This is a genomic window from Achromobacter sp. Marseille-Q0513 (assembly GCF_018195695.1).
Taxonomy (GTDB): Bacteria; Pseudomonadota; Gammaproteobacteria; order Burkholderiales; family Burkholderiaceae_B; genus Achromobacter.
On the sequence record NZ_JAGTJY010000018.1, the window covers coordinates 42,946 to 56,172 of the forward strand.

The 13,227-nt window shown below is 63.6% G+C and carries 9 protein-coding genes and 1 pseudogene; 3 read left to right on the plus strand and 7 right to left on the minus strand.

The window, feature by feature from the left end; all coding sequences use genetic code 11:
• From KDH83_RS06530 to KDH83_RS06540, 3 genes and pseudogenes are all read right to left on the minus strand, one after another.
• On the minus strand, positions 1-948 hold the full coding sequence (locus KDH83_RS06530) for a dihydrodipicolinate synthase family protein (protein WP_212313672.1): 948 nt from the start codon (positions 946-948) through the stop codon (positions 1-3).
• Positions 949-1,016: 68 nt separating this feature from the next.
• Positions 1,017-1,943, minus strand: a complete 927-nt coding sequence (locus tag KDH83_RS06535; protein ID WP_212313674.1) for a 4-hydroxyproline epimerase — start codon at positions 1,941-1,943, stop codon at positions 1,017-1,019.
• 96 nt (positions 1,944-2,039) lie between these two features.
• A pseudogene (locus KDH83_RS06540) lies at positions 2,040-3,602 on the minus strand (APC family permease); the annotation flags it as partial.
• Between the two features lie 408 nt (positions 3,603-4,010).
• Between KDH83_RS06540 and KDH83_RS06545 the strand changes: the two are divergent.
• The 3 genes from KDH83_RS06545 (at position 4,011) to KDH83_RS06555 (ending at position 7,661) form a co-directional block, all read left to right on the plus strand.
• Entirely contained in the window at positions 4,011-4,814 is an 804-nt protein-coding gene (locus KDH83_RS06545; RefSeq protein ID WP_212313678.1) for an AraC family transcriptional regulator, read from the plus strand.
• Positions 4,815-4,998: 184 nt separating this feature from the next.
• Positions 4,999-5,829, plus strand: a complete 831-nt coding sequence (locus KDH83_RS06550) for a hypothetical protein (protein ID WP_212313680.1) — start codon at positions 4,999-5,001, stop codon at positions 5,827-5,829.
• A gap of 128 nt (positions 5,830-5,957) precedes the next feature.
• Positions 5,958-7,661 (plus strand): hypothetical protein, encoded by a 1,704-nt coding sequence (locus KDH83_RS06555; RefSeq protein WP_212313682.1) that lies wholly within the window; start codon positions 5,958-5,960, stop codon positions 7,659-7,661.
• A 56-nt stretch (positions 7,662-7,717) separates the two neighbouring features.
• Here the strand turns inward: KDH83_RS06555 and KDH83_RS06560 are convergent, their stop codons facing one another.
• The 4 genes from KDH83_RS06560 to KDH83_RS06575 all read right to left on the minus strand — a co-directional run bounded on the left by KDH83_RS06560 (position 7,718) and on the right by KDH83_RS06575 (position 12,628).
• Positions 7,718-8,749: a hypothetical protein gene (locus KDH83_RS06560; protein ID WP_212313684.1), complete on the minus strand. Its 1,032-nt coding sequence runs from the start codon at positions 8,747-8,749 to the stop codon at positions 7,718-7,720.
• A gap of 299 nt (positions 8,750-9,048) precedes the next feature.
• The gene (locus tag KDH83_RS06565; protein ID WP_212313686.1) at positions 9,049-10,050 is read right to left on the minus strand and encodes a tripartite tricarboxylate transporter substrate binding protein; all 1,002 of its coding nucleotides are present in this window, start codon (positions 10,048-10,050) and stop codon (positions 9,049-9,051) included.
• A 374-nt stretch (positions 10,051-10,424) separates the two neighbouring features.
• On the minus strand, positions 10,425-12,053 hold the full coding sequence (locus KDH83_RS06570; protein WP_212313688.1) for a thiamine pyrophosphate-binding protein: 1,629 nt from the start codon (positions 12,051-12,053) through the stop codon (positions 10,425-10,427).
• A gap of 242 nt (positions 12,054-12,295) precedes the next feature.
• Positions 12,296-12,628, minus strand: coding sequence for a hypothetical protein (locus KDH83_RS06575; protein WP_249204896.1), 333 nt, complete (start codon positions 12,626-12,628; stop codon positions 12,296-12,298).
• Positions 12,629-13,227 lie beyond the last annotated feature (599 nt).

Below are 13,227 nucleotides of genomic sequence, written 5' to 3' on the forward strand. Positions count from 1 at the left end.
TCAGCCCAGGCGCTGCTCGGCCGACCACTGCGCGTACCACTGGCGGAACAGCGCATACTGGCTCTCGACATAACGACGCTGGGCCGCGCTCAGCGCATCGGTGTCATTGAAATGCAGGGCGTATTCCTGGTCGCCGTTGAGCACCAGCAGGTACTTGTAATAGAGCACCAGGTCGCAACCCTCGTCGAACGACGACAACACCTGCAGGGCCTCGGAAAGCTCAAGCGCCTGGCGGCGGGCCAGGGCATCGCCCCGGGCGGCCCGCTTGCTCAACTCGACCAGCTGCAGCACCTCCCGGGGCAAGGCATTGCCGATGCCGGTGATCGCGCCCGTCGCGCCGCAATTGATGAAGCCATGGGCGACCTGGGTATCGACTCCCGCCATCAGGATCACCTCATCGTCCTGGGACGTGATGAACTCGGCGGCGTAGCGCATGTCCTGGGCGCCGCCGAACTCCTTGAAGCCAATCAGGTTCGGATGCTTGCTGCGCAGCTTGAAGAACAGATCGGCGCGGGTGGCGAAGCCATAGTAGGGGCTGTTGTAGATCACCGCCGGCAGCTGCGGCGCCGCGTCCAGGATGGCCGAGAAATGAGCCTCCTGCGCGACCAGGGACGCGCCGCGCGACAGCACGCGCGGAATCACCATCAGGCCATGGGCGCCGACCCTGGCGGCATGCGCCGCATGCGCGACGGCCGCGCGCGAATTCACCGCGCCCGTGCCCACGATGGTCGGGATCCCCGCCGCCACCAGGCGGGCCACGCCATCCTGGCGTTCGGCATCGGTCAGCAAGGGCCAGTCGCCCATGGAACCGCAGTAGACGACCGCGCTCATGCCGACGTCGATCAGCTCGCGGCCCTTGCGCACCAGGGCATCGAAGTCCGGCTTGCGATCGGCGGTGCAGGGAGTCATCAGGGCCGGGATCGTACCGGTGAAAATATTGTCGCTCATGGAACTTCCTTGAAATCGATTCAGGGGAACGATGAAAAGCCGCCGCGCGGGCGGCCTGGAGTACGGGATCAGATTCCCCAGGCGAAGGGATCCTGTTCGTCGATCAGCAAGGTGCTGTCGGCGGTCATGTAGGCGCGGCCGGTGATGAAGGGGCGGATATGCTCGCCCAGCCATTCGTAGCGACCCTCGAACCGGCTGCCCGTGATGCTCGCCTGCACCCAGAGCTGACCCGAGGCCAGCTTGCCGTCGGCCGCCAGGCAGGCCAGCTTGGCGCTGGTGCCCGTGCCGCAAGGCGAACGGTCGTAGGCCTTGCCCGGACACATCACGAAATTGCGGCTGTCGGCCTGCTCGTCGTCGGCGAACAACTCGATGTGATCGATCAATGCGCCGTTCTCACCGCGTATGCCCTGCGCCTCCAGGGCGGCCAGCATCTTCCAGGTGAGATCGGTCAGCCGTTCCACATTGCCCAGTTGCAAGTCCTGGCCATGCCCGGACACCAGGAAGAACCAGTTGCCGCCCCAGGCGACGTCGCCGGTGAACCGGCCATAGCCCGGCACGTCCACCGGGACGTGCTGGCGATGGCGGTACGAGGCCACGTTGGCAATGGTGACCGCCCCGTCCTCATGCAGCGTCGCGCTGACCTGTCCGACCGGCGTGTCGATCCGGTGCTCGCCCGGCGCGATCCTGCCCAGGTGCCGCAGCGACGCCACCAGCCCTATCGTGCCGTGGCCGCACATGCCCAGGTAGCCGGCGTTGTTGAAGAAGATCACGCCGCACACGGCATCCTGCGACACCGGCTCGCAACACAGCGCGCCGACCAGCACATCGTTGCCGCGCGGCTCCAGCAGGCACGCGCGGCGCCACTGATCGTATTGCTCGCGCAGCGCGTCGCGCTTCTCGGCCATCGTGCCGCCCGCGAGCACGGGAAACCCGTCAATGATCAGGCGGGTGGGCTCGCCGCCTGTGTGGGAATCGATCACTCGTACTTGTTTCATCCTTCCATCCTCTACCCGCTCCGCTCAGGACGCGGAACCCGCGACTACGACATCAACCGGACGCCGGATCGCGGCCGGCTCCGATTCGCTTTCCACCTCGTCGCCTTCCAGGCGCACCAGGCGGCTGGGCACGCCCGTGGCCGCGCCCCAGTAATAGACGGCCAGCGCGCAGACGGCCACCACCAGCGTGTCAAACGGATGCGAGATCAACCCGATGCCCCCGAAGCTGCCCAGCCAGGACAGCAGGATGGTGATCGCGTAGAAGCCGATCAGCCAGGCGGAAGAGCGGACCTGCTGGGCAATGGAGAGATGATCGGTCGGCACCATGCGCCGGCACAGCAGGTAGATGCCGAACATCAGGATCTGCAGGCCCAACAGCCAGGACACGGTCGCCCAGCCGGACCAGTAGACGATCAGGGCGGCGATGATGAAGGACACCGGACCCAGCACGGCGAAGCCCTTGACCCGGAACGGACGCGGCATGTCTGGCGCATTGCGGCGCAAGGCCGCGACGGACACGGGCGCGACGGCGTAGCTCAGCACCAGGGCGGCGGAAACGACGTTGATCAGCGCCTCCCATGACGGAAACGGCATGGTCCAGAACACCGCCAGGCCGAAGGTCAGCCAGAGCGCGGGGCGCGGGATTCCCGACTTCTCGTCGATGCGGGTGAAGACCTTGAAGAAGGTGCCGGTGCGCGCCCAGCCATAGACCACTCGAGGCGTGGCGTTCATGTAGATATTGCCGCAACCGCTGGGGGAAATCACCGCATCCGCCACCACCATGTAGGCCAACCAGCCCACGCCCAGGATCAGCGCGATGTCCCGATACGGCAGGGAAAACTGCTTGCTGACGGCGGCCCATCCGCCGGCCAGCATGTCCGTCGGAATGCTGCCGAGAAACGCCACCTGCAGCAGCACATAAATCGCGGTCGACAGCAGCACGGACAGGATCAGGGCGATGGGAATCGTGCGCTGGGGATTGCGCACCTCGCTCGCCACCGAAATGATCGGCGTCAGGCCCAGATAGGCAAAGATGATGCCGCCGGCCGACACGGCCATTTCGATTCCCGACATGCCGAACGGCGCGAATCCGTGCATCGTGAAATTGTCGGGCTTGAAGAACGAGAACAGCACGCCCATCACCAGCAAGGGCACGATGAACTTGAAAATGCTGATCAGATTGTTGGACTTGGCGAAGGTCTTGACGCTGGAGTAATTGAGCCAGAAGAACAGGCCCAGCAGCGCGAATTGCAGCAGCCAGCCCAGCACCGTCGGATTGCTGCCGCCGGCCTGCGTCAGGCTGGGAAACCAGGCCGCCGCGTATTGCCGGGCGGCCACCACCTCGATGGCGATCAGGCTGGAGAACGCGATCAGCGTGATGAATCCCATCAGATAGCCCAGCAGCGGCCCATGGGAAAACACCGGATAGCGCACGACGCCACCCGCCCGCGGCAGCGCGGCGCCCAGCTCGCAATAGACGATGCCCAGCAACAGCACGGCGAACCCGCCCAACAGCCAGGAGAGAATCCCCGCCGGCCCCGCGATGCTGGACACATGGCTGGCCGCGAACAGCCAGCCCGAGCCGAATATGGCGCCCAGCCCGATGAATGTTAAATCCGTCAGCGACAGCTGCTTCTTGAATTTTCCGAGGCCTGACATGGTGTCTCCTGTTTTGATTATTGGAGTGAACGGGCAATGTCAATCAAGCGCCAAGCCGAACAGCGGCACCCACGGAAACCGGGCTGAACCACTTGGCCGCAGAGCTCCTTGCGCTGCCTCCGGATGCAGCCCTCTGCGATAGCGGGACGATAGATCCGCCGCCGCCTTGGATCTTGATGTTTGTCGTCCTCGGCATGACGATGTTTGCATAGTCTGGATCAGGGTTTATCCTCATTTGGCACATAGTCGCTACCTATGAAAGCCGCTTGAATTCGCGGTGTTCCCCCTGTAAATAGCGGCAATGGCTGCCTCGAAATTGCCTTGCGGGCGACGGCGCGGCGTCTGATAATTTCCCAGCCTCGCAAGTCGAATTCCGCACACCAAGAGACCTGGATACCGAGACAGCCCATGCACAGTCTGATAAGCCTGCTGGACCAGAACGGGGGCAAGGGAAACCTGGTGGACATGGAGCAGATGCTGGCGGGGATCGTTCCGCTGGCCCCTGTCCTGGACGCCATTCCCACCGCGGTGATCTTCATCAAGGACGCCAAGGCGCGCTATCTGTTCGCCAACCGCACGCTGGTGCAGCGCTGCGGCGTCAAGCGGCTGGACTTTCTACTGGGCAAGACGAGCGTCGAGGTCTTTCCCGAGCAGCTGGGGGCCGCCTATACGGAACAGGACGAACGCGTCCTGAAACTCGGCATCGCGCTGGAAGATCAGCTGGAACTGCATCTGTACGGCAGCCGCGAGCCCGGCTGGTGCATCACGCACAAGCGCCCGATTTTCAATCGCAACGAACAGATCATCGGATTGGTCGGCATTTCCAGCGACCTGCAATCGGCCAGCGACTCGGACCCGGCCTACCAGCGGATGGCGGCGGTGGATCGCCATATCCGGGAGAATTTCAGCCGGCCCGTGACCATGGAAGCCTTGACCCAGGTCGCGGGGATTTCCGCCGCCCAGCTGGAACGTTGCTGCAAGCGGATCTTCCATCTGACGCCCAGGCAGATGATCCACAAGGTCCGCCTGGAACATGCGCACTATCTGCTGGACACCGGGGTCACGATCACCGAGATCGCCATGCAGTGCGGCTACGCCGACCACAGCGCATTCACCCGGCAGTTCAAGATACTGACCGGGTTTACGCCCAGCCAGTACCGCGAGGCGATACGCAGGAAAAAGAAGCCCGTGGGAACGGAACGCAGAAGCTGAGCACTCCGTTTTTCAATTGATCAGGCAGGCGCGTTGTGGCGGCTCCGCGCCCGGCAAAATGGAACATTGCTGGCGATCAGCGGACTTGAGCAGGACTCCACCCACAATTCAGGCTGCATTGCGCCTGCCGCATCCGCCCCGCCCTCCCTCTGGAACATCGACACACTCACGCCCATCCCAAGACATGCAAAACGAAACAACCGACAAGAACGCGGAAAGCTCCGGAAAGAAAAGCTGGCTTCGCCTGATTCCCATTCCATTCACCGTCTTCCTGACGGCGATGTTCTACCTGCAGGGCAAGGCCTATCAGGCTGGCTATCTGGCGTATTTTCACCTCGACAACACACAGATGAGCATCTCCACGTCGGATGCGATGTGGCTTGCCTATCGCGCCTGGGGAAATGGCGCCGCCCATATCCTGCTGACCTCCGGCGATTGGTTTCTCGACATACTCATGTCGACCCTCGTACCCGCTGCGATCGGCTGCGTGCTGCTCATCCTCTTCCTGATGATCGAAAAACTCCGCAGCAAGGCCGCCAAGCCCGGCGTCACGGCAGCCTCGATCCCGTTCAAAGACCTTAGCCTGCGGCGCCAGATTGCCTATATCGCGGCCGGGCTTGCTGGCTATGTCCTCGCGATCCCCGGTTCGATCCTCGTGATCGCGCTTCTCGTCGCTTGCAGCCTGATCGTGCTGGTCGAGCCGTTTGGAGTCATAGGCAAGCGTGACGCACAGGATTATTGCCAGGAGGTTCCGCTGGCCGCGCTGCCCACGATTCCCCATCTGCCCGGTTTTGATCCGAACCAAGGCGTCATCCATCAGCTCTGGTGCAACACCGACACCTGCGCCGTCCTGCAGGCGGGCGCAGCGTCCGCCGTGCCCAAATCGGCCATTGCCAGAACAATCAGCCCGCCCCTGTCGCAAAGCCTGTCCGGCAAGCCGGATACCCCACATCCCACCATATGCTCGCCGGATCCCGCACCTGCGGACAACAAGACGGAAGACGGAGGTAAGTAGCCCAAGCCGGTCAGACCGCGCGGCCATGCATGCGGTACGATGCCTGGCCGCTATCGCCCCACCCGCCTGCCACGTTTCCGGCGACGCTGGCATCCTCCGTGAACTCACCAGAAAAAGTGGACCCCGGCATGGACCTGAACGCAAGCAGGAACGCCCTGACCCAGTTTCTTGAAAACGGCAAAGGCCAGGTGCTCGGCCTGAGCGGACGCTGGGGCGCGGGCAAGACGCATCTATGGCTTTCCTTGCGTGACACGCTGCCCGCCGGGAAGACCGCCCTGTACGCCTCCTGCTTCGGCCTGAAATCGCTGGACGAGATCGGCCGCGCGCTGTTGCAGGACGCCGCCAGCAACGCGTCCAAGTATGGCGAAGCCGGCGGCAAGGTCATCAAGGAAACCGGCAGGAAGCTCACTGACGCGCTGCGCAACATCCCCTTCATCGGCGAGGCCGCCGACGCGCTGCTGGCGACCGGCGCGCTGGCTGAATCCGTCATCACCGGCATGCTGGTGCGCGACCGCATCATCGTGCTGGACGACCTGGAACGCCGCGACGCCGCGCTATCGCTGGAGACGCTGTTCGGCTATGTGGACGCGCTCAAGGGCAAAGGCTGCACGGTGCTGCTGATCTACAACGAGGAAGAACTGAGCGCCAACCAGGGCAAGGAATGGCGCGCCGTGCGGGAGAAGTGCCTGGACGCGGAGATCAATCTTCGGCCCACGCCGGCCGATGCTTGTCGATTGGGCTTGTCGCCCGCCTGTCCGGACCGCGAGCCTATCGTCGCCACGGCCGAGGCCGCCGGTCTGACCAACATCCGCATCATCCAGCGCATCGGGCGACTGACCGATGCGTTCAGGAAGGCGATTCCTCGCCAGGAGCGACAAGAGCAGTCCCTGCCCGAGTACATCCTGCGCAGCCTGGTCTTCCTGGCCATCCTGCATTACGAGAACCGCTTTCCGGACGAACAGGTGGAGACCTTCCTGGAAGACTGGACCCGGGTCTGCGCCGATCAGCTGGGCAACACGCTGCCTGGCGACGCCGCCTTGCTGGCCGTGCGATGCAGCGTCACCAACGACACCGAACTGCTGGCCCTGCTGTCGGACTTCGTGCAGCATCACCCGCTCGACGCAACCCGCGTGGCGGCCCGGATGCAGGCGCGAGATGAGCGCGCGCTGCACGCGACCGCGAAGATGGCCGCGCTGGACTATGTGGACCGGGCGCTCTACGACCCGGACGCCACCGACCAGACCTTCCTGCGCATGGCCCGCGACTGGGGCGCGACGGGCTGGCATGCACTGGCCCCGCAGATGGCCAGCACCATCATCCGCGACCTACAACGGCGCGGCGGCCAGGACTGGGCGTCGCACATGGCCGAGGCCTGGGGTCGGCATTGGCGCAAGGCTTCGAAAGAATATGTGCAGGAAAGCGTCCTGCAAGGGCTGGCCGACCCCATCGCGCAGGCGATCCGGGAGGTCAACGAATCACGCCGCCCCATGCAGACCGTCATGGACGCGATCGAGCAGATCGAGGCCGATCCGCCGTCGGCCTCGGAAGCGCTCATGCCCTTCCTGCAGAACATCTCGTCCGTGCAATTACGCAAGGCCATCGAGAGCTATGCGTTCGACGAGCTGAAGCGATTCCTGACGTTCTACAGCGAACGCCTGCCCGGAATGGAAGCAGACCACGACCGCTACAAACTGGCATGGAGCAAGTTCAAGAGCGCCGCCAACGCCATCATCGTGGCGAACCGCAAGCCTCGTTTGTCGGACATCCTGCTGCGCCATATCCGCATGCGCGACCCGGACTTCGAGCCCTCAGCGGACGAACACAGCGCCTAGCCCCCGCAAGGCGTCCGGCGAAGCATGATAGCGCCGGACACCCCTTTGCCACGATATCAATCTACCTTGTAGCAAGCGGCAACCCGCCCCATTTTCAGCGTCCTAGTGTCAGGAACTTCATCCTTGAGTTTCTTCAGCGCCACGGGTTCCAGCAGGTTGCCCCCCCTTTCCAGCAGGATAGCCTTCTCCTGCTGACCGCTGACGAACAGCGTCTTTAACACCGAGAATTCACTCAGCGTTTTCTCGTTGGCCATCAACACACAACGACCGGCTGGTGCCGCATCGAATTCGAAGACCGCAGCGCTCAGAACGATTTTTCCAAATCGGGTAAAGATCCATGTACTGGCGTTGAATGCCGCAAGACAACTGGTAAAGGTACATAGCAGGAGCAGCCAAACCCCCCATTTCTTCGCTTCCTTCTGCAGATAAATCCTTCCCCTCCAGTCTCGATGCTTACGGGGAATCCGAAGAATTTTCCAGGCACCGATCACAGATGTCTTCTCTCCAGCATTCAGCGCTCCAAGCGCGCAGATCAGTATCACTTCGACCGCAAGCGCCACCAACGTCAATGCCATGGCCACACATGCAACCATGAGAAACCCAGTCGCAGCAGCGTGCGCCATCGGCGCATTTCTGGCGTCCGCGCCGAGGATCTCTCCAACCCACCACGCGCCATAGCCTTTAGCCAAATAGGTCACAACAATCGGTACGACGAACAGGCAGATCTTCGTTGCGGCATTCCCCCAGATCCTTCCCGAATCCAGCAACTTCGCTATAAGCGAAGCAGAAAGAGCAGCGACAGCAACGATGTACCCAGTCAGGAGCAATGAAATGACCATCACGTCAAGATGAACACGGATCGAGATGGCAAGGCCCAAAAGGCCAAGACTGTATAGACCGGAGAATGTAAAACTTCGAGCCGCGCTGATAGGCTCCAGCCTTCTCATCAGGCCACCTACAAACAGGGCGGCAAAGTGCTTCATGGCGCCGTGAAGCATCCGCCATGCCCAGGGCGCGGCAACAAAGACAATCCAAATGAATACTGCAATAGCGAACGGCGCAGTCAGCAGCCCCAAGACCGTCAACATATACACATCCGATTAATTCCCAGTTTTTTTGATTTCAGCAAGATCGCAGGAATGCACAAGCCGCTTACACACAATCTGCCAAATCCCTGCTCAGATCCGGGCATATAAAAAAATACCCTGTTTTCGCTGGAAAAAAGCAGGGAACAACACCAGAAATTTCTGTATTTGCTCAAACCACTAGCCCGCCCGCTGACTGATGCTGGCTAGAAAAATGGCCATGCCTGCCACCACCAACCGGCGATCGTCGCCTCTCGCGTCTGAACAAATAGAGGGTCGGCCAACGATCTTGATAGCCCGCCCTAGTTCACCTGCAACCCCGCCTTCGCCACCAGCTCCGCATAAATCGCGCTCCCGTCCCGCACATACCGCTCGGTATCCTCCGGCGACAGCACATGCGGGATCCCCCCAAAATTCTCATTCCCCGCGATCCACTTCGGATCCCGCGCGATCTGCTTGAGCGCCGCCGCCCATCGCTGCACCGCCTCGGGCGCCATCTTCGGCGGCCCGAACAGCCCGCTCCAGCCGATCACCGCTTCCATCTGCGGCAGGCCCAGCTCGCGCGCCGTGGGAATGTCCGGAAACTGCGCCAGCCGCTCGGGCGTGGTCGTCAGCAGCGGGCGCAGCTTGCCGCCTGTCAGCAGGCCCGTCATGGAACTGAGGTTGTTGCACGCGAAATCCACGTCCCGGCTCAACACCGCCAGCGCCACCTCGTTGCCGCCCTTGTACGGCACGCTGACCACCGCGTCCGGCTTCAGGCCCAGCGTGCTGAGCAGCAGCTGCGGCGCCAGGTTCTGTACCGTGGCCGGGCCGGAGTGGCTGTAGTTCAGCTTGCCCGGCTTGGCCTTCACCGCCTTCGCCAGATCGTCCAGCGTCTTGTAGCCGCTGTCTGGATGCACCACGCAGACGACCGGGTTCAGCTCCAGCAGCCCGATGTACGTGAAATCCCCCGCCGTGTAGGGCGTGGTCTTGGGCTGCAAGGCGGGCAGCAGCACTTGCGACCCGATCCGTCCCAGCAGCAGCGTGTAGCCGTCGGGCGCGGCCTGCTTCACGGCGGCCGAGCCAATCGCGCCGTTCGCGCCCGCCTTGTTGACCACGACCACGGGCTGCCCCAGCAGCCCCTGCGCCGCGGCGGCCAGGTTGCGCGCCGCCATGTCGGCATCGCCGCCCGCGCTGAAAGGAACGATGAGCTGTATCGGCTTGGCGGGATAAGCCTGGGCGGCGGCCAGCCCGGTACAGGCGCCCCATACACAAATCGCGGCGCGAGCAAAGGCAGCCGGCCGGAGGCCGGAGAGGCTGATCATGGGATGTCTCCTGTCGAGCGGGGGAACGAAACTACGCGATGAAACGACGTGGCAACGGAACGGCGGGACTGCGTGATGCGACGGGCTGCTTGGTGCGACGAGACTGCGTTATGCAACGGGGTTGCGTTGTGCAACGGGGCTACGTTGTGAGGCGGGGCTGCGTTGTGAGGCGAGGCTGCGTTATGCGGCGGGACTACGTTGTGCGACGGGATTGCATTGAGAAGCGGGACTGCGTTGCGCAACGGGACTGACAGTGCGCAGGTGCTGCGCTGAACAATGGGACTGCTAAACGAGACCGGACTGCGGCCGGCGTGATGCCTGCGGCTTACGCCTGCTGGTTCATCCCCATGCGGGCATGCGTCACGGACTGCGGCTCAATGCCCGCCGGCGGACGGACCAGACGCGTTGAACACAGGCGCGGCCTCTCCCGCCATCGAGACATTGATGCATGCCGGCAAACCGCTGTCCGCCGCCCGCGCCAGCGCCGCGCCCAGGTTCTGCGCGTCATCCGCCGCGAAACCCGCCCCGCCCAAGGCCGACGCCACCTCGTCATACTTCGCCGTCGGCGACAACTCGCAGCCGATCAGCCGTTGCGGGCCATAGCTGCGCAGCTGGATCAGATGCTCCGCGTTCCAGCGCAGGTCATTGCCGATCACCGCGATGAACGGCGCCTGCTCGCGCCCCGCCGTGTCCAGCTCCATCAGGTGAAAACCCGCCGAGCCATCCCCCATCAGGACCAGCACCGTCGCCCCGGGCCGCGCGATCTTGGCCGCGGTGGCGTAGCACACGCCCGCGCCGATGGCCCCCGACATGCCGTTGATGATGCGCACCGGCGCGCTGCAATAGGCCTGCGCCCACTGCCCGAACTCCCCGCCATCGCAGACCAGCACCGGATCCGGCGCGGACGCCAGAAACGCCTGCACCGTCTCGCACAAGGCGCGCGGTCCCAGCGCCGCTCCCGCCGACGCGGCAGGCCCCGGCTTGCCGCGATAACGCAGCGCCTCGTCCACCCGCGTCCGCCACGCCGCGCGCGCCGCCGACGGCTGCACCGCCCGCAAGGCGGACAATGCCGCGATGGCGTCGCCCTGCACCGCCAGCGCCAGCCGCTCGCCCAGCAAACGCTGCGCGCGTTCCAGCATCGCGGCATCCGGATCGATCACCACGACCCGCGCCTGCCTGCCCAACCCCGCCGCACCCCCAAAGCCCAGGGGAAAGTCCAGGCACTTGCCCGCCAGCACGATCAGGTCCGCATCGGGAATGACCGCCGCCAACGCGCCCAGCGAAGGATCCTTCAGGCCGCGCGGGCTTTCCATGGGGATGACGCGCAGGTCCTGCGCTTCCTCCTGCTGCCGGCAAGCGGCACGCGCATGCCAGCGCGCGGCGCTCGGGCCCGCCAGCACCAGCGGACGCTGCGCCGCGTGCAGCAGCGCGGCCAGCCTGTCCAGCGCACCCGTGGCGAACGGCGCGATCGGCTGCGGCGCAGCCGGCGGCAGTTCCTGCAAACCGGTCTCGGTCGTCAACAGATCAAACGGCAGCGCCAGATGCACCGGGCCGCGCCTGGGCGCCAGCGCCTGCCCGACCGCGCGGTCCAGCGCGGGATGCAATTCCCCCACGCTCATCGGACGCAGCGACAGCTTCGTCATCGCGCGAGTGATTGCGACCTGATCCAGCTCCTGGAACGCGCCCTTGCCGTCTTCCGCCACGGACGAATCGCCGGAAATCAGCAGCACGGGGCTTTCCGCCTGCAACGCCGAATACAGCGGCGCCAGCCCATTGGTCAGGCCCGGCCCCGCCGTCAGCATCGCCACGCCCAGCTCGCCGGTCATCTGCGCCCAGGCATCCGCCATGTACACCGCCGCCGCCTCGTGCCGCACATGGACGATGCGGATGCCCGAGTCGATACAGGCGTCGTACAGCGGCATGATCTGGTTGCCGGACAGGCTGAAGATGGTCCTGACGCCCAGGCGATGCAGCGTACGGATGATCAACTGGGATCCAAGCACCTGAGTCTCCTGTGGCGTCGCCCAGGACATGGCCGGGCACGGTTTGGCGGGGATGGGGAGCGGCCAGTGTAATGAGCAATGGCGCGGGTTTGGTTGGGGAATTTTGAAGCTAGGGGGTGGGCGCGGAAATGGAACGGGCCGCCTTGGTGATGGCGGCCCGGGGGGGGTCTGCGTTGCCTTGATGGGAGGCAGTTGTTGCGGCCTGTGGGTTGATTGGCCGGTTGGTTTGTTGGGTTATGGACTTATTGGATTACCGGAGGCGCGTCGTGCGTTTCGGTGCAATGTGCCAGCGCCAGGCCGGATTCACGGGCCTGTTCCAGCATGGATTCGGTCAGCGTGCCGATGTGGTCGCACAGGCTTTCGACGCCGCCTAGCAGGGTGGCTACGGTCCAGGCGTCCAGGGGTTGCGAGCCGGTGGCGTCGGGTTCGGATGCGCTATTGCCAACCATGCGGGCGATGGTTTCGATGGCGTAGCGGGTGCGGTCCAGGTGTTGGAGATGGGAGAGCGCGACCAGTCCGTGTTCGGGGTCGGTGTCCAGGGACCAGGGGTTTTGGGTTAGGGGGTGAGGGGTCATGGGAGCCTTGGGTGAGGTAGGGTTGGTTCTCACGCCCCTGGGCAAGACGAGGTTGGAAGATTGGAATCACCGGGCCAGCGGGGGGCTGGCTTGGCCTCGCCTTGGGCTTGCCTTCTTTTGAAAGAGGGTTCGCTGGGGCGTGTGAATGCCGGGGATCCGTCTTGGGGACGGCGGTTCACTTGGTGAGATTTCCGGCTTCCAGACCGGGCTACCGTTGGTGAGGTAGTCGGGGGAATATACAGAAGAATGAGCTCCTCTTATTTAGGAATTTCAACTTCTGGGGTGGATTAGGACCGAATTACAGAAGCACTTAGATCTAACGACTACTTTTGACTCAAAGCAGACAGCTACCGACGTTCGATATAGAGCGCAGATCGCGCCCTACTTACCATAAACCACGGTCTGAGTCCGCTGCGGACCTGCGCGTAACCTTGTTGGGAGAAGAAAACGCCAACCAACTTGTGATTGACCGGCGGAGTGCTGAGAACCGACATTCCATCCATGGTTAGGACGACCCTACCAAACGATGATGACGAGCTTGAGGGGGAGTGTCAGAAATTCCGTGTTCAAGGCGGGCTTAGGAATTACACAGAAGGCCT

Bases quoted from the DNA above. Each gene is read 5' to 3' on its own strand.
- KDH83_RS06530 (WP_212313672.1), bottom strand. From the start codon at position 948: ATGAGCGACAATATTTTCACCGGTACGATCCCGGCCCTGATGACTCCC.
- KDH83_RS06535 (WP_212313674.1), bottom strand. From the start codon at position 1,943: ATGAAACAAGTACGAGTGATCGATTCCCACACAGGCGGCGAGCCCACC.
- KDH83_RS06545 (WP_212313678.1), top strand. From the start codon at position 4,011: ATGCACAGTCTGATAAGCCTGCTGGACCAGAACGGGGGCAAGGGAAAC.
- KDH83_RS06550 (WP_212313680.1), top strand. From the start codon at position 4,999: ATGCAAAACGAAACAACCGACAAGAACGCGGAAAGCTCCGGAAAGAAA.
- KDH83_RS06555 (WP_212313682.1), top strand. From the start codon at position 5,958: ATGGACCTGAACGCAAGCAGGAACGCCCTGACCCAGTTTCTTGAAAAC.
- KDH83_RS06560 (WP_212313684.1), bottom strand. From the start codon at position 8,749: ATGTTGACGGTCTTGGGGCTGCTGACTGCGCCGTTCGCTATTGCAGTA.
- KDH83_RS06565 (WP_212313686.1), bottom strand. From the start codon at position 10,050: ATGATCAGCCTCTCCGGCCTCCGGCCGGCTGCCTTTGCTCGCGCCGCG.
- KDH83_RS06575 (WP_249204896.1), bottom strand. From the start codon at position 12,628: ATGACCCCTCACCCCCTAACCCAAAACCCCTGGTCCCTGGACACCGAC.